Genomic DNA, 26,460 nt, shown 5'->3' with positions numbered 1-26,460 from the left:
GGGCTTACGCCCGGCATGCCGCCGGGGCAACCGGGGATAGGCGGACAGGGCTGACAGGGATCAGGCGCGAAGGACATTGCCGCCCGCCCCCACGCTCGGCTATTGCCGCCCGCGGGGACAACGGCTTCGAGGCGCCACGTAACATGTTCAATGCCCTCGGGCTTCTCAAGGAACGGCGGTTCCTGCCGCTGTTCGTCACCCAGTTCCTGGGCGCGTTCAACGACAATCTGTTCAAGACCGCGATGGTGCTGTTCGCTACCTATGCGGTCTTCAACGACCCGAAAATGGAACAGCATTTCAACGCGCTCTCCAGCGCGCTTGCCATCCTGCCGTTCTTCCTGCTGTCCGCGCTCGCCGGCCAGTTGGCCGATACCTATGACAAGTCGCGGATCATCCGGCTGGTGAAGACCGCGGAAATCTTCATCATGGTGTTCGGGTCGGCCGGACTGCTGGCGGCGAAGGCGGGGTACGTCAATCTCGGCCTGGGCATGATGCTGGGCGCAGTGCTGATGCTCGGTACCCATTCGACCTTCTTCGGCCCGATCAAATACGCGATCCTGCCGCAGCATCTGAAGGACGACGAAGTGCTGGGCGGTACCGGCCTGGTCGAGGCTGCGACCTATCTGTCCATCCTGCTGGGCACGATCCTCGCGGGCTTCATATCGGTCGAGGCGGCGGCGGCGCTCGTCATCGTCGTCGCACTGGTCGGCTGGTTCACCGGCCGCATGGTCCCCCCCGCCCCGCGGCTCGGCGCCAAGCTGTCGATCAACTACAACCCGTTCACCGCGTCCTGGCATCTGGTCGCGGCCACCATGCACGTCCGGCGGCTGTTCCTCGCGATCCTGGCGATCAGCTTCTTCTGGATGATCGGCATGGTACTGATCGCGATCTTCCCGGTGCTGGTGAAGAACGTGTTGACGGCCGACGAACGTGTCGCAAGCCTTGCGATCGCGATCTTCTCGGTCGGCGTCGCGATCGGCTCGGTAGTCATCAACGCGCTGCTGCGCGGCAACATCTCGGCACGCTATTCGCCGGCTGCGGTGTTGCTGATGGCGGTGTTCGTCGTCGCCTTCTCGTTCGAGGCGCGGATGTTCCAGCCGGCGCCGGCCGGGCAATTCTATGGCATCGCCGACTTCGTCCTGCACCCGCAGGGTGCCCTGATCGCCGCCACGCTGTTCGCGATCGCGGTGTCGGGCGGCGTCTTCGTCGTGCCGCTTTACGCCTTCCTGACGACCACCGTCACCAAGGACCAGACCGCGCGCACGGTCGCAGCGAACAATGTGGTGAATGCCGGCGCGATGACGGTTGGCGCCGTCATGGTCGTCATCATCACCGACCTGGGCGTGACACCGCAGGACATGCTGCTGCTAGTCGCCGCGATGTGCCTGTTCTCCGCCTGGCTGGCGCAGAAGCTCCACCGCGCCTGCGACTGATTCCTTAAATCAGGAACGTGTAGAAGCAGATGAAGAAGGCGGCGAAGCTCAACGCGAAGAGCTTCACGTCCTTGTCGTCGTTCTTCGCCTCCATCACGCGCTGGCGGGGCAGCGATTGGCGGAAGGGATGCTGGCGGGCTTCGTCCGTGAGGACCAGATATCGTCTTTTCATAACGCGATGTTAACGCGCCGTTTACGAATTGGTCATCCCTAATGTGCGGTTAACGCCCGTCCGATTTCGAAACGTCTGACGGTTAACGGCCGCGCCCGCCCGCGTTCCCAGCCCTCGCGATTTGCACTTGCCGAACCTCGGTCGGCCGAATATGTCTCGTTCCTGATACCGGTGTCATCACCGCAACCACGAGCTTCGACGCAACGACGTCGTGGCCGAGCAGACGATCTGGGAGGGGTTTTCATGACGTTCTCGACATTCATCCGCCGCGCGAATGGCGTCTCCGTAACCGCGCTGGCTGTCGCCGCGCTGGTCGGCACCACGCCCGCCTGGGCACAGACCGCGCCGCCGCCCGCCCCCAACGCGCCGACCAACCCCGCCAACCAGCAGCCCTCGGCGATCGCGCCGGAGGAAAACGCCGCGGACGGTGTCGAAGCCAGCGAGATCGTCGTCACCGGCTTCCGCGCCAGCCTGGAGAACGCGCTCGACCTGAAGCGCAATTCGAACCAGATCATCGACGCGATCACGGCCGAAGACATCGCCGACTTCCCCGACGCGAACCTCGCCGAATCGATCCAGCGCCTGCCCGGCGTCTCGATCGACCGCGACAATGGTGAGGGCCGCACGATCACTGTCCGCGGTCTCGGCGGCGACTTCCAGCAGACGCGGCTGAACGGCGTCGATGCACAGTCGGCGGCGGGCGGCAGCAATTCGGACAGCGGCGCCAACCGCTCGCGCGGCTTCGACTTCAACACCTTCGCCTCCGAACTGTTCGGCGGCGTGAAGATCACCAAGTCGGTCGCAGCGGTGAACGACGAAGGGTCGCTCGGCGCGATCATCGACCTGACCACCGGCCGCCCGCTCTCCTACAAGGAAAGCCGCTATGCGATCGGCGGCGAGGCCGAGTATCGCGAGAACGGCAAGTCGATCAATCCGCGCCTCACTGCGCTGATCTCGCAGAAGATCGGCAGCAATTTCGGTATCCTCGCATCGGTCGCCTACCAGAAGCAGGAACAGCAGATCGACAGCTATCGCCGCAACATCGGCGCGTTCGAATATGCCTATCGCGGGTCGCAGCTGAACGGCGTGACGCCCGCGACCTACGGCTTCGCGCGCCCGTCGAGCGCCGGCACCGGCGCCACCTTCGGCTCCGACCCGACCGCCTACGGCCTGATCACGCCGACGACGATCATCCCCGCCCTGCCCTCGATCGGGCGGCAGGAGCTGGCCTATGAGCGTCTGGGCGCGACCGCGACCGCGCAGTGGCGCCCGACCAGCCGGACCGAGATCATCCTCGACGGCGTCTATTCGCGCTACAAGCAGGACAGCACCAACTACGGCATCACAACCATCGGCCTGAACCGCAACGGCACCAACGCCCGCGTCGCACAGAACACGCTGCGCGCGGCGAACACCGCCAACGGCCTCGCCGATCGCCTGGCACTTTATGCCAACTGCGTGCCGTCGGCGGTCGTCAGCTGCGCGGGCAGCCAGGGCAGCACGACCGTGTTGCCGGGCACGCAGTCGAGCTACAATCCCAACAACCTGAACCCGTACGACTATTACAACGCAACGATCTCGCCGGGCTATATCGCGAATGCCCAGTCGATCGCCTATTACAACGAGCTGATCGGCCGTCCGAACACCAAGATCCGCTCGGCCAACGTCAACAGCGCGGGCCAGGCGGACTATCTGGTACTGGACGACGTCGACTGGCGCAGCTTCGCCGACGCGCAGTTCGGCAAGACCGATTTCTACCAGGGCACGCTGAACGTGACCCAGGAAATCACCGACCGCTTCCGCGCGGACCTGACGCTTGGCTATTCGAAGTCGACGTTCAACGCGACCGGCCTGCTCGCGGAATTCAACGCGATCGATCAGGACGGCTATACCTTCGACGAACGCGGCGACGGCATCATGCCGGTGTTCAACCCCGGCTTCAACGTGGCGACCCCCAACAACTGGTCGCTGGTGAAGGGTCTGTCGACGATCCGCTACTTCACCAACATCGTCAGCAACGAATATCGCGTCGGCCGCCTGAACTTCGCGCTGGATGCCATTCCCGACCAGCTGACATTGCGCTTCGGCGCGACGTGGAAAAAGTTCGACTTCGACAGCGACCAGGGCCGCCGCAATCAGTCTATCGAGGCGATCAATCCGACGCTGGCGGAGGCAAAGCTCCAGATCACCGACCTCGGCCAGACGGTCGGCTTCGGCAAGGGGTTGGAGGTCAGCGCCGGCACGCCGACCAGCTTCTATGCGCCCGACCTCAACAAGTTCATCAACACCTTCGGCATCGACTGCAACTGCGTCAACAAATGGGGCGACTATCGCGCCGTGGTCGACGGACGCCAGCGGGCCGCGGTCACCGAACAGGATCTGTCGGGCTTCTTCCAGGTCGATTTCAACTTCGACGTGTTCGGGGCGCCCTTGCGCGGTGACGTCGGCATGCGCGTCGCCCGCACCCGCGTCCGCGGCTTCGGCAATGTCGGTGGCAGTGACGGCGTGCAGGGCCTGCCGGTCACCGCGACCAACCAGTATTTCGACTGGCTTCCCTCGACCAACCTGACCTGGGAACCGGCCCGCGACCTCCTCATCCGCTTCGCCGCGGCGAAGGTCATCGCCCGGCCGCAGCTGGCCAGCCTGACGCCCGGCACGACCGCCTTCCCCACTGGTCTCGCGACCAACGGCTCGGCACCGTCGGTGACGGTCGGCAATCCCTATCTGAACCCATTCCGCGCGACGAACTTCGACCTGAGCTTCGAAAAATACTTCGGTCGCGGCGGCCTGATCGGCGTCACCCTCTTCAGCAAGAACATCGACAGCTTCCCGCAGCAGATCGCCGGCGAAGTCCCGCTGTCGTCGGTGTTCGAACCGGCCGTCTATCAGGCGATCGTCAATTCGATCACCAACCAGCCGCTGCGCGACTATACGCTGGCGAACGGCGTCTATGCGGTGCGCCAGTTCAACGACGCGCCGGGCGGCACCATCCGCGGCGTCGAAGTGAATGTGCAGTCGAACTTCTTCTTCCTGCCCGCCCCCTTCGACCAGTTCGGCGTGACCGCCAACTACACGCATATCGCGTCGAAGCTGAACTATCTGACCGGCACCGTCCTCTCGACCGTGCAGGGCGCATCGGCATCGACCGCGGTCAATACGTTCGCGCAGGGGCCGTTCCTCAACACTTCGCCCGACGCCTTCAACGCGACGCTGTATTTCGAGAACAAGGTGTTTTCGGCGCGCATCTCCGGTGCGTATCGCACGCGCTACGTCAACCGCTTCCCGCTCGCCTCGGGCACCTGCTCGGTCGGCACGAACACCAATGCGGGTGCGGCCTGCAACTCGCCGGTGGTCGCGGATTTCGGCTATAATGAGAGCCAGCTGAACATCGACTTCGCGATGGGCTTCAACCTGACCGATTGGGTGAAGCTGTCGCTGGAAGGGCGCAACCTGACCAACAATGCCCAGTATCGCACGATGTACGCGGCCAATCCGGTGACCCAGACCTATGCCAGCACCGGCCGCATCATCACCGCCGGCGTGCGGATGACGTTTTAATCCTTCATCCTCCCCTGCAAGGGGAGGTGGCAGGCCGCAGGCCTGACGGAGGGGTGTCGCCCTCTCGATGACGGGACACCCCTCCACCACCGCTTCGCGGCGGTCCCCCTCCCCTTACAGGGGAGGATAGGAAGCGAATCGAACGATGAGGATAGAGACATGCGACTGACGCGGCGATCCGCCTTCGGGCTCCCTCTCGCCGCCGCGGTCGCGTCGCCCGTGCTGGCGACCACCCGCTCCGCCCCCGACTGGGAACGCGGGTTCGACAATCAGCGGATCGCCGATCTGGGCGACGGCCGGTTCCTCAACCCGATCATGGCGGGCGACCATCCCGATCCGACCATCCTGAAGGATGGGGCGGACTATTACATGACCTTCTCGACCTTCGATTCCTATCCGGGTCTGGTCATCTGGCACTCGCGCGATCTCATCAACTGGGTGCCGATCACGGCTGCGCTGACGATTAACATCGGCTCGGTCTGGGCGCCGGAGCTCGCCAAGCACAACGGCCGCTATTTCCTGTACATCCCGACCAAGAATCCGACGACCAACTGGGTGATCTGGGCCGACGACATTCGTGGGCCGTGGAGCGAGCCGATCGACCTCAAGCTCCCCGCGCACATCGACCCCGGCCATGCGGTGGGCGAGGACGGCAGCCGCTGGCTGTTCCTCTCGGGCGGCGACCGCGTCCGTCTCTCTGCCGATGGCCTGTCGCGCATCGGCGAGCCCGAGCATGTCTATGACCCCTGGCATTATCCAAACGACTGGGATGTCGAGGGCTTCAGTCCCGAAGGCCCCAAGGTGCTGCGCCACCAGGGCTGGTTCTACCTGATCCTCGCGGTCGGCGGGACGGCGGGTCCGCCGACCGGCCACATGGTCATCGCCGCGCGCTCGCGCTCGATCCATGGCCCTTGGGAGAACTGCCCACGCAACCCGCTCGTCCGCACGACCGACCTCAACGAGAAATGGTGGTCGCGCGGGCACGCGACCCTGGTCGAAGGGCCGGCAGGCGACTGGTGGAGCGTCTATCACGGCTATGAGAACGGATATTGGACGCTCGGCCGCCAGACCCTGCTCGATCCCGTCGAGTGGACCGCGGATGGCTGGTTCCGGATGAAAGGCGGCGACCTGTCGCAACCCATGCCCAAGCCCAGGGGCGGCACGAAGGTCGGCGCGCATGGCCTTGCCCTGTCCGACGACTTCCGCGAGTTGAAACTCGGCAGCAAATGGAATTTCTACAAGCCCGCCGCCGACGAGCGTAGCCGCGCGTGGGTCGAGGACGGCGCGCTAGTGCTCCAAGCGCGGGGCGTGGCGCCTTCCACCTCCTCCCCGCTCCTGCTGATTGCCGGCGACCAGGCCTATCAATTCGAGTGCGATATCGAGATCGCGCCCGGCGGCACCGCCGGCCTGATCCTGTTCTATGATGAAAAACTCTATTGCGGGTTGGGCTTCGACGAAACGCGGTTCGTGACGCACCAATATGGCATCGAACGCGGACGCCCGGCGAACCCATATGGCCGGCGGATGCGGATGCGCGTGACCAACAACCGCCATATCGTCAGCTTCCACACCAGCGCCGACGACGGGCGGACGTGGACACGGTTCGACCGCGGCATGGAAGTCTCGGGCTACCACCACAATGTCCGTGGCGGCTTCTTGATGCTCCGTCCGGGCCTCTACTCGGCCGGCGCGGGCGAAGCCAAATTCCGCGATTTCAAGTTCCGCGCGCTATAAATCGCGCCGGGCTCCCGCGCAGGCGGGAGCCCAGAGTTACGGGCGACATCGTCTCGACCGCCCCCGCGGCCGACGCGCGGCGTATTGCAATGTTGGACGCCATTTGCTCAGCCGGAGCTGGATCGACCGATCCCCGCTCCTTGATATCGTCCATGCCCCGCTTGCCAGGATACCCGCGGCCAAAAGTGTCAAAAGTGACAAAGGTGACGAAGGCTGACCAATTGACCGCGTTATCGCAACTTTTGACGGTCCACGATCAATGCGCCGATGCTCCTGCCGCTCCGATCCCCGTCTCCTGCCGCACCTGCTGCGCCGCGAAGCCCGCACGATCGACCGCCGCCCGCCCGCTGCGATCGGTGACCGACACCAGCCAGATGACGAAGAAGGCGACCGGCATCGAGAAGATCGCCGGCGAACCATAGGGGAAGATCGCGTCCGGATAGCCGAGCACCTTCACCCACACCGCCGGCGACAGCACGGTCAGCACGAACGCCAAGACCACGCCCGCCAGCCCGCCCGCGACGACCCCGCGCGTCGTGCAGCCGCTCCACAGCAGCGACAGCAGCAGCACCGGGAAGTTGCCCGACGCCGCCAGCGCGAAGGCCAGGCTGACCATGAAGGCGACGTTCTGCTTTTCGAACGCGATGCCCAGCGCGATCGCGATGACCGCCAGCACCAGCACCGTGATCCGCGACACGCGCAGTTCCTTGGCCGTATCCGCTGCGCCACGCTTGAACACGCTGGCGTAGAGATCGTGGCTCACCGCCGACGCGCCCGACAGCGTCAACCCTGCGACCACCGCCAGGATCGTCGCGAATGCGACCGCCGAGATGAACCCCAGGAACAGGTTGCCGCCGACCGCCTGCGCCAGATGGATCGCCGCCATGTTGCTCCCGCCCCTCAGCGCACCGTCCGCTTCGAGGAAGCCCGGATCGGTCGCCACCAGCACGATCGCGCCGAATCCGATGATAAAGGTCAGGCAGTAGAAATAGCCGATCCACCCGGTCGCCCATAGCACCGACGTCCGTGCCGCCTTGGCATCGGGCACGGTGAAGAAGCGCATCAGGATATGCGGCAGTCCGGCCGTCCCGAACATCAGCGCCATGCCGAGCGAAATCGCGCTAATCGGGTCCTTGATGAACCCGCCCGGCCCCATGATCGCCGACGATCCCTTCACCTCGACCGCCCGCGCGAACAGCGCTTCCGGCGAAAAATCGAACCGCCACAGCACCGCTATGGCGATGAAGCTCGCCGCGCCCAGCAGCAGCGCCGCCTTGACGATCTGCACCCACGTCGTCGCAGTCATGCCCCCGAACAGCACGTAACAGGTCATCAGCACACCGACGATGCCGACGGCATAGGGGTACGGCAGGCCGAACAGCAACTTGATCAACTGCCCCGCCCCGACCATCTGCGCGATCAGGTAGAACAGCACGACCGCCAGCGTGGAGATCGCCGCGAAGCTGCGAACCGGTCCTTGCGCGAACCGGAACGACGCCACATCGGCGAAAGTGAAGCGGCCGAGGTTGCGCAGCCGTTCCGCCATCAGGAACAACAGGATCGGCCAGCCGACCAGGAAGCCGATCGAATAGATCAGCCCGTCATAGCCATCGGCATAGATCTGCGCGGAGATGCCGAGGAACGACGCCGCCGACATATAGTCGCCCGCGATCGCCAGACCGTTCTGGAAGCCCGTGATGCCGCCACCGGCGGTATAGAAATCGGCTGCGGTCCTGGTCTTGCCCGCCGCCCAGCGGGTGATGCCGAGCGTGGCGACGACGAAGGCGGCGAACATCGCGATCGCGGTCCAGTTGGTCGCCTGCTGCACCGCCGGGCCGACGACATGGGCGGAAGCGGCCGTGCCGGTGCAGATGATCGCCGATGCGACGAGCCAGCGCTTCATGCGCCATGCTCCGCACGGATCGCGGCCAATTCGGCGTCGAACTCGCCATTGGCGCGGCGGACGTAGAGCCCGGTCAGGATGATCGACGCGAGGATGATCCCCAGGCCGATCGGTATCCCGACCGACGTCGCCCCGCCCGAAAGCGAGGCGGCAAGCAGCGGCTTGTCGAAGGCGACGAGTCCGATGAAGCCGAAATAGACGACCAGAATGATCGCGGTCAGCGTCCAGGCGAAGCGCCCGCGCTTTCGCAGCAGAGCCAGGTAGCGCGGGTCCTGCGCAATCGCCTGATGTCCGTCCATCGCTCTGCCCCGCCGTCGTTTCGCCGGACGATAGCGTGCGGCGGCGGCGGGGAAAGAAGTTTCACCACATGATGAACAAAAGTTTCGCTATATCGCGCGGCGGCCGAAGTGCGGGCGGCGCTCGACCAGCGGGCTGGTTTCCCGCTCCAGCAGCGCGAGCGTCTGTTCGAACAGCGCGCGCAAGCCCACCACATGCGGCAGCGCCTCTTCCGGCGCGTCATGCGTTTCGACGCAGTCGCGGGCGATCGTCTCGATGGCTTCGGCATGCGCCGACAGCAGTTCAGCCCCGAACTGTGCCGATTCGCCCTTCAGCGTGTGCGCGGGAATGACCATCGCCGCAGCGTTTCCGGCGCGCATCGCCGCTTCGATCGCAGCGACCGATTTCTCACCGTCTTCGCGGAAATAGCCGAGAATGCGAACGAAGTTCGCTCCCAGCTCGACCCGAGCCGCCGACAGCGCCGTCCAGTCGATCACCGTCGCGTCCGAAATTCCGACCGCCATATCACCCACTCCGCGGCGCACCACACGCCCCTTCCATTTCCACCGTTTTAGGGTGTGCGGGTAAACAGGCCGTTGACTTTGGGGTCGCGTGCAACACGAAAATGTTCGGGAGCTATCGTTTCGAACGTCCATCCCGCTGCAATCGCGACATTTTCCAGCTCGCGCGGCGCGATCGGATCGTCGGCCAGCACCTCGACGGCATCGTCCGCGTTACGCAATGCCTTGGCCAGCCTGAGCGCCGGCCAGGGGCATCGCATGCCGCGCGCGTCGATCCGCATCAGGACTTGCTGTGGTCGAACGGATTCTTCGGCGCGCGCAGGGACAGCCGGACCGGAACCGCGCCGAAATCAAACTCCTTGCGCAGGCTGTTGACCAGATAGCGGCGATAGCTTTCCGGCAACAGGTCGACGCGGGTGCCGAACAGGACGAAGCTGGGCGGGCGCGTGTTCACCTGGGTCACATAGCGCGGCTTGATCCGCTTGCCGCCGGGCGCGGGCGGCGGGTTCGCCTCGATCGCGCGTTCGAACCAGCGGTTGAGCTGGCCGGTCGACACGCGCCGCGACCACGCCTCGCGCGTTTCGAACGCGACGCGGATCAGCACGTCGATGCCCTTGCCGGTCGCCCCTGATACGGTGAGCAGCGGCACGCCCTTGACCTGCGACAACCCCTCGTCGAGCGCGCCCTTCACGCCGTTGAACAGGCTGGAGGCATTCTCCGCCACGTCCCATTTGTTCAGCGCGATGACCAGGGCACGCCCCTCCTGCAACACCCGGTCAGCGATTTTCAGGTCCTGGACCTCCAGCCCGCGGGTCGCGTCGATCATCAGCACGACGACCTCCGCGAAATCGACCGCACGCAGCGCGTCCATCACCGACAGCTTTTCCAGCTTCTCCTGCACCCGCGCCTTCTTGCGCATGCCGGCGGTGTCGATCAGCCGCACCGGGCGGGGACCATCCGGCCCCTCCCATGTCCAGTCGATCGCGATCGAATCGCGGGTGATGCCGGCCTCAGGCCCAGTGATCAGCCGGTCCTGCCCGAGGATGCGGTTGATGAGCGTCGACTTGCCCGCATTCGGACGACCGACGATCGCCAGCTTCAGCGGTGCGTCGGGCGCTTCGGAGTCGTCCTCGACCGCCTCGTCGCCGTCTTCGCGCTCGATCAGCGGGCGCAGCGCCTCGAACAGCTCGACCACGCCTTCGCCATGCTCCGCCGACAGCTGCACCGGCTCACCGAAGCCGAGCGCCATCGCCTCGATCACCCCGGTCTCGCCTGCGCGCCCCTCGGCCTTGTTGGCGACGAGCACGATCGGCGTGTCGGTGCCACGCAGCCAGCGCGCGATCTCCTCGTCGAGCGGGACGACGCCGGCGCGGGCGTCGACCATGAACAGCGCGACATCGGCGTCCTCGACCGCCGCCTCGGTCTGCAACCGCATTCGGCCAGGCAGGGTCGCGACATCCTTGTCCTCGAAACCGGCGGTGTCGACGACGCGAAAGTCCATGCCGATCAGCGTCGCATCCCCCTCACGCCGATCGCGGGTCACGCCGGGCTGATCGTCGACCAGCGCAAGACGCTTGCCGACGAGCCGGTTGAAGAGCGTCGACTTGCCGACATTGGGTCGGCCGATGATGGCGACGGTGGGAAGAGGCATGGTCAACAACTATCCGATAGCGAGTGCAATCGCACCCTACACCGTTCGTGCTGAGCTTGTCGAAGCACCGTACTACGATACCCGCGCGAATTGCTTGCGGATCAAAGAACGGTGCTTCGACAAGCTCGGCACGAACGGAAAATGGACGAACCCCGGTCGCTCTCGCAACCGGGGTTCGCAAAAATCAAGCGGGCGGGCAGATCACCGATAGGCGACCAGCGTGCCTTCATCCGAGAGCAGATAGAGCGTCTGGTTGGCGACGACCGGTGACAGGCTGAACACCGCCTTCTTCGACATCATCGTCGTCTGGACGGTGCCGTCTGCGACCGACGCCGCGACGATCTCGCCCAAGGAATTGGCCAGCCACAGCTTGTTGCCCGCCAGAACCGGGCCGATCCACGACACCGGGTCCTTCTGCGTCTTCTTCTTTTCGACGCGATATTTGCGCAGCTGGCTGATCCAGCGGATCTTGCCCGACGCACGCGCCAGGCAGATCAGCCGCGCGTCGTCGGTCACGACGAAGATCCACTCACCCGACACCCACGGCGTCGAGATGCCGGCGAGATTCTGTTCCCACAGACGCTGGCCGGTCGACACCTCCAGCGCGACCATGCGGCCGCCCTGGCCGATCGCATAGACCTTGCCCTCGTCGATCACCGGTTCGGCATCGATGTCCGACAGCGCCGACACGCTGGTCGACATGCTGGAGCGCGACAGCGCGTCGGCCCAGAGCGTGCGGCCGTTCTCGTAGCGATAGGCGTTCAGCTCGCCGCTGGAGAAGCCGGCGACGACGGTCCCCTGCGCGACGGCGGGAGCGGCGACTCCGAACACGCCCTGCGTCTCCAGGCTGCCCGACGAAGTCCAGGCGACCTTGCCGTCCGACTGGTTAAGCGCGAACAGCTGGTTGTCCTGGCTGAGGACATAGACCTGGTCGTTGGCGAGCGTCGGTGCGCCGCGCAGCGGACCGCCCGGCTTCACACGCCACAGCTCGGCGCCGGTGTTGGCGTCGAACGCGACGACATCGCCCAGGCCGTTGGTCGCATAGGCGCGGCCGGCCTCGACGCTGACCCCGCCGCCGAAGCGGGCACGGTTCTTGGGATCGTCCTTGACGGTCTGCGCCGTCCACAGCACCGCGCCGGTATCCGCGGCGTAGGCATGGACCGCGCCTTCGGTGTCGGTGACGTAGAGCTTGCCGGCATCGACCACCGGCGCGGCCGCCAGGCGGGTGCGCTTGTCACCGCCGGGGACGCGAACTTCCCACGCCCGGGCGGGCGCTTCGGCCAGCGCGACATGGCCCATCGCCTTGGCGGAGTTGCCGCCCGGCTGGTTCCACGAATCATTGGCGGTCGCCAGCGGCACCACGACATCGATGTTCGCGATCGTGCGGTCGATGCCGATCGAGTTTTCGGTCATCAGGATGGGCACGCGGTCGCCCAGCACCGGCGTCTTCTTGGCACCACCCTTGAAGATGCCGCAGCCACTTAGGCTGACGATCAATGCGATCGCCGCGGTGGTCCGAACATAGGACTTCATCCTGCCTTCTTTTCCTCAGTCTGGTCGACGGCATCGACGCCAAGAACACCCGCCATCTGAACCGCGCGTTGACGGATCGATGCAGGGACGGTTTCGTCCCGCGCCATTTCGCCGAACATCCGCCCGGCCAGATCGCGGCGGCCCATCCGGAGATGGGCGATCGCCGTCATCTCGCCGGCGGTGCCGAAATAGGGATTGCCCTTCACCGCCATCGGCCGCAGCCGGTCGATCACGACCTGTGGCTGGAGGCTGTCATATTCGGCGAGCGTCTGGCGCACGAGCGCCAAGTCGCGGAGCGGCTGCGCGGTGCCGCTGTCGCCGGCGACTTCGGCGAACAGGCGCGCGGCGGTCTTCAGGTCGGGCTTCTGCAGGGCGATAGCGGCCTGGGTGAACTTGGCGAGCGCCGAATAGCCCTCGCTGCCGCTCTTCGCCAGCTCGGCCAGGATCGGCTCGGCCTTGGCCGGCTGCTGGTTGCCCAGCGCGTTCATCGCCTCATTGAACTTGATGCCCTGTTCGCCGGCGACATTGCGGCTGTTCGACTGCCACCACAGATAGCCGGCGAGCGCGACCAGCCCGGCCACGACGACGGCGATGCCGAGCACGCCCCAGCGCTTCCACAGCTTCATCGCCTCGTCGCGACGCAGTTCCTCGTCGACCTCGCGCAGGAAGGCTTCGTTCGATTGCGGGGTCAACGCCACGTCAGACACACTCCGATACGACAAACAGCGCGCAGCCTTAGCCGCGGAAAAGGGGAAACGGAAGCGGCGCCTGCTCAGGCCTTGGGACGGTACACCTGCGCGTCGCCGGGAAAGCTGCGCGCCCGCACTTCATCGGCATAGGCGCCGACCGCGGCGGAAATGCGGCCGGCGATGTCGTCATAGGTCTTCACGAAGCGCGGCGTCCGCTCGAACAGGCCGAGCATGTCCTCGGTCACCAGCACCTGCCCGTCGCAATCGGCCGATGCGCCGATGCCGATGACCGGACAGGGCACCGCGGCGACGATCTCCTTGGCCAGGCTCTCCATCACACCTTCGACGACCATTGCGAAGGCGCCGGCCTCCGCAATCGCCTTCGCATCCGACAGGATCTTGGCGGCTTCCGCGTCGCTGCGTCCCCGCGCGCCATAGCCGCCGAGCGCGTTGACCGCCTGAGGGGTCAGGCCGACGTGACCGCAGACCGGAATGCCGCGCTGCGACAGGAAGGCGACGGTCGGCGCCATCGCCGCCCCCCCCTCCAGCTTCACCGCCGCCGCGCCCGTTTCCGCCATGATCCGCGCAGCACTCGCGAAGGCCTGCTCGGGCGACGCCTCATAGCTGCCGAACGGCATGTCGATGACGACGACCGCGTGATAGCTGCCCCGCACCACCGCCGCGCCATGTGCGCACATCATGTCGAGCGTCACCGCCAGCGTCGACGGCAGGCCGTAGATCACCTGCCCCAGGCTGTCGCCGACCAGCAGCATGTCGCACTGCGGATCGAGCAGCTGCGCCATCCGCGCGGTGTACGCGGTCAGCATCACGATCGGCTCGGAACCCTTGCGCGCCTGGATCGCCGGCACGGTCAGCCGCTTCATCGGCGCGGGCGTAGGGGTGGCGCGGCTGGTGGCGGTGTCGAGGGTGAAGGTCGTGGACATGGGGCTGACCTAGGCTCGGGGGGCGGCCGGGTCCAGCGCGGGCTGCGCCGACCCCAAAAGTTGCGATACTGCGGTCAATTCGTCAGCCTTCGTCACTTTTGTCACTTTTGGCGACGCGAGGCCGAAAGAGGTGCGTTTCGGAATCATCCGACAGGGTGAAGCAAATTGCGGGCGTGTAGGAAAATGGTTTCTACGCCGCGCCCTCCCCCGTTCGTGCTGAGCGTGTCGAAGCACCGTACTTCGTGCCGCGAGCGGTGAGCAGGCGTATCGCAGAACGGCCCTTCGACAAGCTCAGGGCGAACGTGTTTCTGCACCACCCGCGCTCACCCGATCCATTCCCGCCGCATCGCCAGCCCGGCCAGCCAAACCTGCGCCAGCGCCACGACCAGGATGAAAATCGGAAACCCCGCCGCGACCGCAAAACCGCGTACCGCGATCATGTCGGTCGTCGCGAACAGCCAGCCAAACTGGATGACGACGGCGATCAGCGAGACGATGTAGAGCGGCCGCGCCGACCGCGAGCGCATCAGCAGCGCGATGCTCCCCAGCAATCCCGCGCCCGTCGCCACCGCATAGACGATGTTGTACCACGCCGGCAGCGCTGCATAGAGCGCGCGATAATAATCATCCGCCGGCCCCATTGCATCGGCGCCGAGCCGGAACTGCTGGACACACGCGAACACGCCCATCGCGCCCCACAGCACCAGCACCACCGCCACGATCCAGAACCACGCCGGCGCCTTCGCGCGAACCGTCACCGTCATCGCATCCCTCCCCAAGTTCCGCCGGCAAGCTATCGAAACGCAAGCGTTTCGACCATCCCGCCGCGGATCAGGCAAAGGCGGCCGCGTACACCTCCGGCTTGAACCCGACGAGCAACGCCCCCGCCCCCTCCACCACCGGCCGCTTGATGAGCGACGGCTGCGCGACCATCAGCGCGATCGCCTTGGCTTCGGTCAGGTCGACACGATCGGCGTCCGGCAGCTTGCGAAACGTCGTGCCCGCGCGGTTGAGCAGCTTTTCCCAACCGACTTCGCCGGCCCATGCAGTCAATTTGTCGCGATCGGCGCCGAGCTTCTTATAGTCGTGGAAGGTGTAGACGATGCCGTGCGTGTCGAGCCAGGTGCGGGCTTTCTTCACGGTGTCGCAGTTGGGGATGCCGTAAAGGACTAGCGTCATTCTCCATCCTCTCTGAAGATTGTCGATAAGGACGCGGATATTACCGAAGAATGCCTGCCGCGCCTCAATTCGAAACGTCAGCCCGTCACGTCTCGCTCATAAATATCCAGGTCAACGAGCAGCCCGCGTTCGCCGATGCGAAGCAGTGTTTCGGGCCGTAGCGTCAAGCCTTCATTGCCGCTGCCAAGAAAAATCCCACAAAATACTCGTCCACGATATCGCTGTGCAAAGGCTTTCCACGCCGAGAGGTTGTTTGAAAGACCGTCAAACAACGCGTTAATTTGACCGTCGACATCGCCGGGCTGACAGTTTTCGCTGCTGACACGCCATGAACCAGTCCGGGCAGGGTTAGAAGCTCCGGTCGCGGATGGACACGCTTCACCCTTTTTAACCCCGACCGTCGGTTCATCTCCTAAGCTTATGGTAATCTGCTCAGGCTCGAGATCGTCGCCATAGAAGCCGATACTAACCGTCGACATAAACAAAATGCTCATCGGCATTACATGTCACGATGTTCGCGATCTACGAAAGCAATTCTGGTTCTAAGGGGAGGTTGATCGACAACAATCGTTACGTCGCGTGACCGAAGAACCGCCCGTAGGTCACGACCGCCTGCCGCTCTAAACCGAGCGCTTCATAGAACCGAGCCGCCGCCTCATTCCCTTCGCGCACCATCAGCTGAATCTTCGGCGCCTCGCGCGCGGTCAACCAGTCTTCCGCCGCCGCCATCAGCGCGCGGCCGAGGCCGCCGCGGCGGGCTTCGGGGTGGACGGCAACGTAGTAGACCCATCCGCGATGGCCGTCGAAGCCGACCATGATCGATCCGATGACGCCCCCGCCGTCGCGGACGACCAGCACCGCCGAGGTCGCGCCGCTGACGGCTTGGAGGAAGTCGCGGTCGGGGTCGTTCCAGGGCCGCGTGAGGTCGCAGGCGCGCCATAGGGCGACAACTGCCTCGCGGTCGTAGGCCGTTGCGGCTTCGATGCACGGCGCGGCGGCTGTCGCCGCCGAGTGACGCTGCCGAAACCCTCCCCCGGAGGGTTTCGAGTCAGGCGTTACGGCAGCTGTTTGCTGCCGAGCGACCGGGCCGGGCTCGCGCCCCGCGCGATCCCGAGTCCCGGTCACTCCCATTCGATCGTCCCGGGCGGCTTCGACGTATAGTCGTAGGTCACGCGGTTCACGCCCTTCACCTCGTTCACGATCCGCGTCGCGACGCGCGGCAGGAAGTCGCCGGGGAAGCCGAACACTTCCGCCGTCATGCCGTCGGTCGAGGTTACAGCGCGCAGGGCCAGCACGCTGTCATAGGTGCGACCGTCGCCCATCACGCCGACCGTGCGGACCGGCAGGAGCACCGCGAACGCCTGCCAGATCGCGTCGTAGAGGCCGGCGTTGCGGATTTCCTCGAGATAGATCGCGTCGGCCTTGCGCAGGATATCGCAGCGTTCGCGGGTCACTTCGCCGGGGATGCGGATGGCCAGGCCCGGTCCGGGGAACGGATGGCGGCCGACGAACACGTCGGGCAGACCCAGTTCGCGGCCCAGGTCGCGGACCTCGTCCTTGAACAGCTCGCGCAACGGCTCGACCAGCTTCATGTCCATGCGCTCGGGCAGGCCGCCGACATTGTGGTGGCTCTTGATCGTCACCGACGGCCCGCCGGTGAAGCTGACGCTTTCGATCACGTCTGGATACAGCGTCCCCTGCGCCAGGAATTCGGCGCCGCCGATCTTCTTCGCCTCGGCCTCGAACACGTCGATGAAGGTCTTGCCGATGAACTTGCGCTTGGCCTCCGGGTCGGTGACGCCGGCCAGGCCCGACAGGAACAATGTGGAGGCATCCACATGGACCAGCGGGATGTTGTAGTGGCCGCGGAAGAGGCTGACGACCTGATCGGCTTCGCCCGAGCGCATCAGGCCGTGATCGACGAAGACGCAGGTCAGCTGCTCGCCGATCGCTTCGTGGATCAGCACTGCGGCGACCGCCGAGTCGACGCCGCCCGACAGGCCGCAGATCACCCGGCCCTTGCCGACCTGGGCGCGGATTTCCTGGATCTTGGTCTGGCGGAATTCGGCCATCGTCCAGTCGCCGGTCAGCCCCACGACATGGCGCGCAAAATTGGCGATCAGCTTGCCGCCGTCGGGCGTGTGGACGACTTCGGGGTGGAACTGCATCGCGTAGATGCGCCGCGCGTCGTCGGCGATGATGGCGTAGGGCGCGCCGGGGCTGGAGGCGACGGCGCGGAAGCCGGGCGCGAGCTCGATCACCTTGTCGCCGTGGCTCATCCACACCTGATGCGTGTCACCTTCGGCCCACAAGCCGTTGAACAGCCCGCAGCTGTCGGAGACTTCGACGAACGCCTTGCCGAATTCGCCGCTGTTGCCCTTCTCGACTGTCCCGCCCAGCTGCGCGGTCAGCGCCTGCTGGCCATAGCAGATGCCGAGCATCGGGAGCCCCGCGTCGAGGATCGCCTGCGGAATGCGGGGCGAGCCTTCATCGACGACCGAAGCCGGGCCGCCCGACAGGATCACGCCCTTAGGCTTCATCCGCGCAAAGGCGGCTTCGGCGGAGGTGAAGGGTGCGATTTCGCTGTAGACCCCCGCCTCGCGCACGCGGCGCGCGATCAGCTGGGTTACCTGGCTGCCGAAATCGACGATGAGGATGGAATCGGGATGGTCGACCATGCGCCCATCTAGCGGGTCGGGCGCGTGGGGCAAGGGTGGGCTTTGCCGATCCTCACCCCACCGCAGCAGATGGTGGCCGCGCGATCATTCGCTCGGCCACCAAAGGCATCACTTCACCGGCTTCACGTCCATCCCCGTCCACTTCGCCGAGAACGCCCAAAGGTCGGCGGCTTCCTCGATGATCTTGTCGGTCGGCTTGCCGGAGCCATGGCCGGCGCGGGTTTCGATGCGGACGAGGTGCGGCTTGGGGCCGATGTCCGCATTCTGGATCGCCGCGGTGTATTTGAACGTGTGGCCGGGGACCACGCGATCGTCGGTGTCGGCGGTGGTCGCGAGGATCGCGGGGTAGGTCTTGCCCGACTGGACGTTGTGGTAGGGCGAATATTTGTACAGCGTCTTGAAGTCGGCTTCCTTCGACGGATAGCCGTAATCGTCGACCCAGTAGCGGCCGGCGGTCCAGCGGTCGAAGCGGGTCATGTCCATGACGCCCACCGCCGGCAGCGCGGCGGCGAACAGGTCGGGACGCTGGTTGATGACCGCGCCGACCAGCAGGCCACCGTTCGATCCGCCCTGGATGACCGTCTTCTGCGGCGATGAAATCCCGGTCTTGTCGAGATACTCGGCCGCGGCGATCATGTCGTCGAACACGTTCTGCTTGTTGGCGAGGCGCCCGGCGTCATGCCACGCCTTGCCGTACTCGCCGCCGCCGCGCAGGTTCGGCTGGGCGATCACCCCGCCCTGCTCCATCCACGCGATGCGCGTCGCCGAGAAGCTGGGCAGCAGAGAGACGTTGAACCCGCCATAGCCATAGAGGATCGTCGGCGCCGGCCCCTTCAGCCCCTTCTTGTGAACGATGAACATCGGGATCTTCGTGCCGTCCTTCGACGGGTAGAAGACCTGTTTGACTTCGTAGTTCGCCGGATCGAACGCGACCTTCGGCGCCGCCCACACGGTCGCCTGGTTGGTCTTCACGTCATAGCGATAGATGGTCGAGGGCGTGGCGAAGCTGGTGAAGGCGAAGAAGGTCTCGCTATCCTCCGGATCGCCGCCGAAGCCACCGGCCGAGCCGATGCCGGGCAGCGTGACCTTGCCGGCCGGCTTTCCGTCCATCGCGTAGCGACGGATGTCGCTCTTCACGTCGGCCATATAGTCGGCCAGCATCATCCCGCCGATAATGCTGACGCCATCGAGCACCGCCTTGTCCTGCGCGATGACTTCGACCGGCTGCGGGTTGGCCGCCGCGATATCCATCGTGACGACGCGGCCGCGCGGGGCGTCCTTGTTGGTCTTGAAGTAGAATTTGGTGCCGACGTTGCCGAACGCCGACCATTCGTTGTTCAGCCCGTCGATCAGCTTGCGGGGCTTCCAATCGGCCGACTGGAGATCGACGATCGACACCTCGTTACGGTTGTCGGTGCCTTCGCTGGTGTAGATGATGAGGTAGCGGCCGTCGTCGCTGACGCCGGCATAATGCCCGCGCTTGGGCATGTCGGGCGTTTCATAGACCAGGCGATCGGCCGACTGCGGCGTGCCGAGCTTGTGGAAATAGACCTTCGAATTCAGCGTCAGGGCCTGATATTTCTGCCCCGCCGGCGGCTCCGGGTAACGGGTATAGAAGAAACCCGACCCGTCCTTCATCCAATCCCCGAGACCGCGGACCCATTCGAGCTGGTCGCCGGTGTCCTGTCCGGTCGCGACGTCCATCACCTTCAGCGTGCGCCAGTCGGTGCCGCCGTCCTGGATCGAATAGAGCAGCTTCGTGCCGTCATGCGACGCGGTGTAGCCGCCAAGCGCCGTCGCGCCGTCCTTGGCCCAGGCGTTTGGGTCGATCAGCACACGGGGCTCGCCGTTAAGCCCGTCGCGGACGTAAAGCACCGACTGGTTCTGGAGGCCGGTATTGCGCGAGTAGAAATACTTGCCCCCCTTCTTCGACGGCAAGCCGAAGCGCTCGTAATTGTAGAGCGCCTTCATGCGATCCTTGAAGATCTGGCGGCCGGGCAGCGTCGCGAGATAGGCGTCGGTCACAGCGTTTTGCGCGGACACCCAGGCGCGGACCTTTTCGTCGCTGCGCACATCGGCTTCCAGCCAGCGATAGGGATCGGCGACCTTGATGCCGAATTGTTCGTCGACGGTCGTGCCGCGTTCGGTCTGCGGATAGGTCAGCTTCGGCATGGCATCCTGGGCGATGGCGGGAGAGGTAGCGGCAAGCAGGGCGACGAGGAACGCGCGACGCATCGGTATCTCCGGATACGAAAAGGGAGGCCACACCGTAGCCGGTGTGGCCTCCCCTTCAAGCGCTTAGGCTGCGAAGTGCAGCGCTATCCCTACCAACCGTTCCTGGAAACGACTGGGAGGAAAAGAGACTTACGCCTCTTCGAATTCCTCGGTCATCACCGGACCCGAGTCTTGGCCCTTGGCCGAAACGTCGCGGTCGACGAATTCGATGATCGCCATCGGCGACGCGTCCGACGCGCGGATGCCGGCCTTGATGATGCGGGTGTAGCCACCGTTGCGGTCGGCGTAGCGCGACGCCAGGACATCGAACAGCTTGGTCAGCTGCGCATCATCGAGCAGACGGGCGTGGGCCAGACGGCGATTTGAAAGACCACCCTTCTTCGCCAGCGTGATCAGCTTCTCGACGTAGGGACGCAGTTCCTTCGCCTTGGCGACGGTGGTGGTGATCTGCTCATGCTTGATGAGCGCGGCCGACATGTTGCGGAACAGCGCAATACGATGGGCCGAGGTACGCTGCAGCTTACGGCCGCCGACGCGATGACGCATAAAAAGTCCTTCTCAGTTCGTCAGGGGGCCGTCTCACGGAACCCCGAGCCTGGTGGGGACGGTGGCCCACCTTCCAAACCGTCGCCTCAGTTGCCCGAGACCCTATCTCTGCGAAGCCCGCCGCGGCAAAGCCGCGCCGTCGGACGGGGCCGAAGCCCCGCCGTCCGCCCGGCAGCGTCTCCGGAATAGCGCGCGCTATTCCGGTGCGCTTAGCCGAGGATCTCCTGTTCCAACTTCTTCGCCATCTCTTCAATGTTCTCAGGCGGCCAGCCCGGGATTTCCATCCCGAGACGAAGACCCATCGATGACAACACTTCCTTGATCTCGTTAAGCGACTTGCGGCCGAAGTTCGGCGTGCGCAGCATCTCGGCTTCGGTCTTCTGGACCAGATCGCCGATGTAGATGATGTTGTCGTTCTTGAGGCAGTTGGCCGAGCGGACCGACAGTTCGAGCTCGTCGACCTTCTTCAGCAGGAAGCGGTTGATCGTCGCGGTGTCGCCGGTTTCCGCCGGAGCGGCCGACGGCACGGCCACGCCGATCGGCGCCGAACGCGTGACGCTCGAATCGTCGAAGTGGACGAACAGCGCGAGCTGGTCCTGGAGGATGCGGCCGGCATAGGCCACCGCGTCTTCCGGGGTCACCGTCCCGTCAGTCTCGACGGTCAGCGTCAGCTTGTCATAGTCGAGGTCCTGGCCGACGCGGGTCGGGTCGACCTTGTACGACACCTGACGGACCGGCGAATACAGCGCATCGACCGGGATCAGACCGATCGGCGCATCGGCCGGACGGTTGTTCGCGGCGGGAACGTAACCCTTGCCGGTGTCGGCGGTCAGTTCCATGTTCAGCGTCGCGCCGTCGTCGAGATGGCAGATGACGAGATCGGGGTTCATCACCTCGATGTCGCCCGACACCGCGATGTCGCCCGCCTTCACTTCGGCCGGGCCGGTGGCGCTGAGCTGGAGGCGCTTCGGCCCCTCGCCCTGCATCTTCAGCGCGATCTGCTTCACGTTCAGGACGATGTCCGTCACGTCCTCACGGACGCCGGCCAGCGACGAGAACTCGTGCAGCACGTTCTCGATCTTGATCGAGGTGACGGCGGCGCCCTGAAGGCTCGACAGCAGAACGCGACGCAGCGCGTTGCCGAGCGTCAGGCCGAAGCCACGCTCCAGCGGCTCGGCGACGAAGGTCGACTTGCGCTTGCCATCGCCGCCCTTCTTCTCGAGGCCGTTGGGCTTCTTGAGTTCCTGCCAGTTCTTGGGATTAACGGACACGGGCTACCCCTTGCTCTTGGACGCCGGCTGATCGGGCTGGCGCCGTAAAAAAATTCGGTCCGCGCAGCGCGATCAACCGCGCGCGGACCGACGAACGGTAATCAGACGCGGCGGCGCTTCGACGGACGCACGCCGTTGTGCGGGATCGAGGTCACGTCGCGGATCGAGGTGATCTGGAAACCGACCGCCTGGAGCGCGCGGAGAGCCGATTCACGACCCGAACCCGGACCCTTCACTTCGACTTCCAGCGTGCGGACGCCGTGTTCGGCGGCCTTCTTGCCGGCGTCTTCGGCTGCGACCTGCGCCGCATAAGGGGTCGACTTACGCGAGCCCTTGAAGCCCATCATGCCGGCCGACGACCACGAAATGGCATTGCCCTGGGCGTCGGTGATGGTGATCATGGTGTTGTTGAAGCTGGCGTTCACGTGCGCGACGCCGGCGGTAATGTTCTTGCGCTCGCGACGGCGAAGGCGCTGCGGTGCTTGTGCCATGTGGTATTCCTGACCTTATATCTCAAGAGGCGCCGGAAGTTCACGAAGTTCACGCCTAAGCGCGCTTCCCCGCTTCCGGCGGGAGAAGTAATCGCGTCAGCGATTACTTCTTCTTGCCTGCGATCGGCTTCGCCTTGCCCTTGCGGGTGCGCGCGTTGGTGTGCGTACGCTGACCGCGGACCGGCAGGCCCTTGCGGTGACGCAGGCCGCGGTAGCAGGCCAGGTCCATCAGACGCTTGATGTTCATCGCGGTCTGGCGACGCAGGTCGCCTTCCACGGTGTAACCGGCGTCGATCGCCTCGCGGATCTGCAGGACCTCCTGATCGGTCAGGTCCTGGACACGACGCTCCGGCGCGATCGCCAGCTTCTCGGTCAGTTCCTTGGCCTTCGACGGGCCGATGCCGTGGATATACTGAAGCGCGATGATCACGCGCTTGTTGGTCGGGATGTTGACGCCCGCAATACGTGCCATGAAATTTGGTCTCCCAGCTCCACACGCCGGCATGGCCGCCGACGCATCTCAACGCGTTGATGTGCTCCGAAACGCACGAATACCGACGTGCGCCAAAAGCGCCGCCGGTGGGCCGGTGGTTCGAAGTGGTGTGCTATTACGCCGCGTCCCCGGTCGAGTCAACCGGCGTGAATAGGCGTCTCCACAGACAGACAGGCGAAACGCGGCCGGGAGGGCGGGAGTATCCCTCTCCGGCCGCGTCGATCGGGGAAGCAGGGGGATAGCTTCACCGAAAGGCTTATGTCGAAACGCTTATCTGGTCTTCTTGGTCGTCGTCTTCGTCACCTTGACCACCTTCGCGGTCGCGGCCTTGTGCGTCGCGGCCTTTGCCGGCGCGGCGGTAACGGGCTTGGTCGCGGCCAGCGCAGGCGTCGCGATCATCGCGAGGGCGGCGGTCGACAGCAGCAGACGGTTCATCACCACTTCTCCATCTCTTCACGGCTCGGCGTATCGCCGTTCCGAGAGACGCTATGCACCCCCGCCCCCATCGGCCCGGTGGCGGGGAGGTTACAAAAGCGTCATTTTGATGGGGCGGTATGCGGCCGGGCGGGCGGCCGATGATAGCTCGACCCATCTATTTGGATCATCGCGCTCCGGCGGACGCCGAAGCGCGAGGCGGATCGACATTCGCATCTTCCTCCCCTGCAAGGGGAGGTGGCAGTGCGAAGCACTGACGGAGGGGTGTCGCGCTTTCGATAGCGAGACGCCCCTCCACCCCGCGCTGCGCGCGCGGTCCCCCTCCCCTTGCAGGGGAGGATCGACGTTAAATGTCCATCCGGTTTAGGCGATCATAAGGGCTTCGACTGCCACGGCTCCGGCCTGCGCCGGAGCAAAGTTACGTCTCAAATCAGATAGACGAATCGCGGGCGCCGCGACGCCCCTGCCCTTTATCCCAACCGGTCGAGAATCGCTTCGATCTCGGCCGTCACCTGCGCGATGTCGGCCATGCCGTCGACGCGGTGGACAATGCCACGGGCTTCGTAGATCGGCAGGATCGGCGCGGTCTTGGCGCGATATTCGGCCATGCGGGTGCGGACCGTCTCGGCATTGTCGTCGGGCCGGCGCTTGAACTCTTCCGACCCGCAGACGTCGCAGACGCCATCGACCTTCGGCTGCTTGAACCTGTCGTGATAGCCGGCACCGCACTTGGCACAGGTGAAGCGTCCGGTGATGCGATCGACCAGCGCATCCTCGTCGACCGCCAGTTCGATGACAGCGTCGAGTTTGCGCCCCCGCTCGTCGAGCAGCAGGTCGAGCGCGTCCGCCTGGGCAGCGGTGCGGGGATAGCCGTCGAAGGTCGCGCCCTTCTCGGTATCGGCCATGTCGAGCCGCTCGCCGATCAGCGCCGAGACGATCGCGTCGGAGACGAGCTCGCCCGCCTCCATCACCGCCTTCGCCTTCAGCCCGACCGGCGTCCCCGCCTTGACCGCCGCCCGCAGCATGTCGCCGGTCGACAGCTGAACCATGCCGCGGTCGTTCTCCAAGCGGCTCGCCTGCGTGCCTTTACCCGCGCCCGGAGGCCCCAGAAGGATGATGTTCACGTCTCGCGGCTCCCCTGTCGCGATTGGGTGTCAGAGAAGGTGGGTCGGGCTCAGCGGAGCCGTCCCCCCTTCAGCTTGGCCTTCTTGATGAGATCGCCATACTGGTGCGCCAGCAGGTGCGACTGGATCTGCGTCACCGTGTCCATCGTCACGTTGACGACGATCAACAGGCTCGTGCCGCCCAGATAGAACGGGATGCTCAGCGCCGACACCAGATATTCCGGCAACAGGCAGATGACCGTCAGATATGCCGCGCCGATGACGGTGATGCGGGTCAGGACGTAATCGAAATAGGCTTCGGTGTTCTTGCCTGGACGGATGCCCGGGATGAACCCGCCGTAGCGCTTCAGATTGTCGGCCGTCTCTTCCGGATTGAACACCACCGCGGTGTAGAAGAACGAGAAGAAGATGATGCCCGCGCCGTAGAGCGCCATGTACACCGGCGACCCGTGCGTCAGATACTGGTTCAGCGTAATGACGAAATCGCCGAACGCGCTCTCGCCCGCGACGCGCTGGCCGGCGAACTGCGTGATCGTCAGCGGCAGCAGCAACAGCGACGAGGCGAAGATCGGAGGGATCACGCCCGCGGTGTTGAGCTTCAGCGGCAAGTGGCTGCGCTCAGCCTGGACGCCGCGTGCCGTCTGGCGCTTCGGGTACTGGATCAGGATGCGGCGCTGGGCGCGCTCCATGAAGCAGATGAACAGGACGAGCGCGACGACCGCGACGATGATCGCGGCGACCGACAGCGGATTCAGCGAACCCGACCGGCCACCCTCGAACAGCTGGATCAGCGTGCGCGGCAGATGGGCGACGATACCCGCCATGATGATGAGCGAAATGCCGTTGCCGACACCGCGGCTGGTGATCTGCTCACCCAGCCACATCAGGAACATCGTGCCCCCGATCAGCGAGATGATCGCAGTGATGCGGAAGACCATGCCGGGCTCGACCACCGCGCCGCCGGCTTCGAAGCCGGTCGCGATGAAATAGCCCTGGATCGCGGTCAGCAGCACCGTGCCGTAGCGCGTGTACTGGTTGAGCTTCTTGCGGCCCGATTCGCCTTCCTTCTTGATCGCGGCGAGCTGCGGGCTGAGCGACGTCGCCAGCTGCACGACGATCGACGCCGTGATGTACGGCATCACGCCGAGCGCGATCAGCGACGCACGTTCCAGCGCACCGCCCGAGAAGGTGTTGAAGAAATCGAGCACACCGCCCCGCGAACGGTTGGCGAGCGCGGCGAGACCCGTCGCATCGACGCCCGGCAGCGGCACATAGCTCAGCAGGCGGAACACGATCAGCGCACCGATGGTGAACCAGAGACGCTTCTTGAGGTCGGTCGCCTTGCCGAATTTCGACAGGTTGAGCCCGGAGGCCATGTTGTCGGCTGCGGATGCCATGGGTGATGAGTTTCCCGGAAACAAAGACGGCGGGATGCGTTGTGACCCGCCCCGCCGCTCATATAGGCGCCATTGGGCGCTTGTCTAATGCGTGGCGTCGCTTTCCTGTCGCCAAATAATCTCACCGTTCGTGTCGAGTAGGGATCGAGCTTGTCGAGAGCCCGTATCGAGACAGATTTCTCGATACGCCGTCTCGA

At 65.1% G+C, this 26,460-nt stretch carries 25 protein-coding genes; 3 read left to right on the top strand and 22 right to left on the bottom strand.

Annotated features, from left to right (window positions below; genetic code table 11):
- Positions 1-143: 143 nt before the first annotated feature.
- Entirely contained in the window at positions 144-1,433 is a 1,290-nt protein-coding gene (locus tag ACFSC3_RS02580) for an MFS transporter (protein ID WP_380938412.1), read from the top strand.
- 4 nt (positions 1,434-1,437) lie between these two features.
- On the opposite strand, the gene ACFSC3_RS02575 is transcribed toward ACFSC3_RS02580, so the two are convergent.
- Positions 1,438-1,605, bottom strand: coding sequence for a hypothetical protein (locus ACFSC3_RS02575; protein ID WP_380938410.1), 168 nt, complete (start codon positions 1,603-1,605; stop codon positions 1,438-1,440).
- 243 nt (positions 1,606-1,848) lie between these two features.
- On the opposite strand from ACFSC3_RS02575, the gene ACFSC3_RS02570 reads away from it, so the two are divergent.
- Both ACFSC3_RS02570 and ACFSC3_RS02565 read left to right on the top strand, forming a co-directional pair.
- The gene (locus ACFSC3_RS02570) at positions 1,849-5,163 is read left to right on the top strand and encodes a TonB-dependent receptor domain-containing protein (protein ID WP_380938408.1); all 3,315 of its coding nucleotides are present in this window, start codon (positions 1,849-1,851) and stop codon (positions 5,161-5,163) included.
- A 159-nt stretch (positions 5,164-5,322) separates the two neighbouring features.
- The gene (locus tag ACFSC3_RS02565) at positions 5,323-6,897 is read left to right on the top strand and encodes a family 43 glycosylhydrolase (protein WP_380938406.1); all 1,575 of its coding nucleotides are present in this window, start codon (positions 5,323-5,325) and stop codon (positions 6,895-6,897) included.
- Between the two features lie 256 nt (positions 6,898-7,153).
- On the opposite strand, the gene ACFSC3_RS02560 is transcribed toward ACFSC3_RS02565, so the two are convergent.
- From ACFSC3_RS02560 to secY, 21 genes are all read right to left on the bottom strand, one after another.
- Positions 7,154-8,800 (bottom strand): cation acetate symporter, encoded by a 1,647-nt coding sequence (locus ACFSC3_RS02560; protein ID WP_380938404.1) that lies wholly within the window; start codon positions 8,798-8,800, stop codon positions 7,154-7,156.
- Complete coding sequence (locus ACFSC3_RS02555) at positions 8,797-9,099, bottom strand: DUF485 domain-containing protein (protein ID WP_380938402.1); 303 nt, start codon at positions 9,097-9,099, stop codon at positions 8,797-8,799. The genes ACFSC3_RS02560 and ACFSC3_RS02555 overlap by 4 nt, the downstream gene beginning before the upstream one ends.
- Positions 9,100-9,186: 87 nt before the next feature.
- Positions 9,187-9,600, bottom strand: a complete 414-nt coding sequence (locus tag ACFSC3_RS02550; protein ID WP_380938400.1) for an Hpt domain-containing protein — start codon at positions 9,598-9,600, stop codon at positions 9,187-9,189.
- A 47-nt stretch (positions 9,601-9,647) separates the two neighbouring features.
- Positions 9,648-9,878, bottom strand: coding sequence for a sulfurtransferase TusA family protein (locus ACFSC3_RS02545; protein ID WP_380938398.1), 231 nt, complete (start codon positions 9,876-9,878; stop codon positions 9,648-9,650).
- Positions 9,878-11,248, bottom strand: coding sequence for a ribosome biogenesis GTPase Der (gene der, locus ACFSC3_RS02540; protein WP_380938557.1), 1,371 nt, complete (start codon positions 11,246-11,248; stop codon positions 9,878-9,880). The genes ACFSC3_RS02545 and der overlap by 1 nt, the downstream gene beginning before the upstream one ends.
- A 201-nt stretch (positions 11,249-11,449) precedes the next feature.
- The gene (locus ACFSC3_RS02535) at positions 11,450-12,781 is read right to left on the bottom strand and encodes a PQQ-binding-like beta-propeller repeat protein (RefSeq protein WP_380938396.1); all 1,332 of its coding nucleotides are present in this window, start codon (positions 12,779-12,781) and stop codon (positions 11,450-11,452) included.
- Complete coding sequence (locus ACFSC3_RS02530) at positions 12,778-13,479, bottom strand: tetratricopeptide repeat protein (protein WP_380938394.1); 702 nt, start codon at positions 13,477-13,479, stop codon at positions 12,778-12,780. Before ACFSC3_RS02530 ends, ACFSC3_RS02535 begins: the two co-directional genes overlap by 4 nt.
- A gap of 74 nt (positions 13,480-13,553) precedes the next feature.
- Complete coding sequence (gene panB, locus ACFSC3_RS02525) at positions 13,554-14,414, bottom strand: 3-methyl-2-oxobutanoate hydroxymethyltransferase (protein ID WP_380938392.1); 861 nt, start codon at positions 14,412-14,414, stop codon at positions 13,554-13,556.
- Between the two features lie 323 nt (positions 14,415-14,737).
- Complete coding sequence (locus ACFSC3_RS02520; protein WP_380938390.1) at positions 14,738-15,178, bottom strand: hypothetical protein; 441 nt, start codon at positions 15,176-15,178, stop codon at positions 14,738-14,740.
- 67 nt (positions 15,179-15,245) lie between these two features.
- Entirely contained in the window at positions 15,246-15,593 is a 348-nt protein-coding gene (locus tag ACFSC3_RS02515; RefSeq protein ID WP_380938388.1) for an ArsC family reductase, read from the bottom strand.
- 77 nt (positions 15,594-15,670) lie between these two features.
- A complete protein-coding gene (locus ACFSC3_RS02510) occupies positions 15,671-16,093 on the bottom strand; it encodes a DUF4279 domain-containing protein (protein ID WP_380938386.1) in 423 nt (140 codons plus the stop codon).
- 70 nt (positions 16,094-16,163) lie between these two features.
- Entirely contained in the window at positions 16,164-16,718 is a 555-nt protein-coding gene (locus ACFSC3_RS02505) for a GNAT family acetyltransferase (RefSeq protein WP_380938384.1), read from the bottom strand.
- Positions 16,715-18,271 (bottom strand): glutamine-hydrolyzing GMP synthase, encoded by a 1,557-nt coding sequence (guaA, locus tag ACFSC3_RS02500; protein ID WP_380938382.1) that lies wholly within the window; start codon positions 18,269-18,271, stop codon positions 16,715-16,717. Before guaA ends, ACFSC3_RS02505 begins: the two co-directional genes overlap by 4 nt.
- Before the next feature lie 108 nt (positions 18,272-18,379).
- On the bottom strand, positions 18,380-20,506 hold the full coding sequence (locus tag ACFSC3_RS02495; protein WP_380938380.1) for a prolyl oligopeptidase family serine peptidase: 2,127 nt from the start codon (positions 20,504-20,506) through the stop codon (positions 18,380-18,382).
- Positions 20,507-20,635: 129 nt separating this feature from the next.
- Positions 20,636-21,052, bottom strand: a complete 417-nt coding sequence (gene rplQ / locus ACFSC3_RS02490) for a 50S ribosomal protein L17 (protein WP_380938378.1) — start codon at positions 21,050-21,052, stop codon at positions 20,636-20,638.
- Positions 21,053-21,261: 209 nt separating this feature from the next.
- Positions 21,262-22,323, bottom strand: coding sequence for a DNA-directed RNA polymerase subunit alpha (locus tag ACFSC3_RS02485; protein WP_380938376.1), 1,062 nt, complete (start codon positions 22,321-22,323; stop codon positions 21,262-21,264).
- A gap of 101 nt (positions 22,324-22,424) precedes the next feature.
- Positions 22,425-22,814 carry a 30S ribosomal protein S11 gene (rpsK, locus tag ACFSC3_RS02480; RefSeq protein WP_066486290.1) on the bottom strand — a complete coding sequence of 130 codons (390 nt, stop codon included), beginning with the start codon at positions 22,812-22,814 and terminating at the stop codon, positions 22,425-22,427.
- A gap of 103 nt (positions 22,815-22,917) precedes the next feature.
- Positions 22,918-23,286, bottom strand: coding sequence for a 30S ribosomal protein S13 (gene rpsM, locus ACFSC3_RS02475; RefSeq protein WP_380938373.1), 369 nt, complete (start codon positions 23,284-23,286; stop codon positions 22,918-22,920).
- Between the two features lie 291 nt (positions 23,287-23,577).
- A complete protein-coding gene (locus ACFSC3_RS02470) occupies positions 23,578-23,742 on the bottom strand; it encodes a hypothetical protein (protein WP_380938371.1) in 165 nt (54 codons plus the stop codon).
- Positions 23,743-24,212: 470 nt separating this feature from the next.
- Positions 24,213-24,866 carry an adenylate kinase gene (locus ACFSC3_RS02465; RefSeq protein WP_380938369.1) on the bottom strand — a complete coding sequence of 218 codons (654 nt, stop codon included), beginning with the start codon at positions 24,864-24,866 and terminating at the stop codon, positions 24,213-24,215.
- 50 nt (positions 24,867-24,916) lie between these two features.
- Entirely contained in the window at positions 24,917-26,263 is a 1,347-nt protein-coding gene (gene secY, locus ACFSC3_RS02460; RefSeq protein ID WP_380938367.1) for a preprotein translocase subunit SecY, read from the bottom strand.
- Between the last annotated feature and the right edge of the window lie 197 nt (positions 26,264-26,460).

Source organism: Sphingomonas floccifaciens (assembly GCF_042681125.1).
Lineage (GTDB): Bacteria > Pseudomonadota > Alphaproteobacteria > Sphingomonadales > Sphingomonadaceae > Sphingomonas > Sphingomonas floccifaciens.
This window is presented reverse-complemented; position numbering and strand designations above follow the sequence as displayed.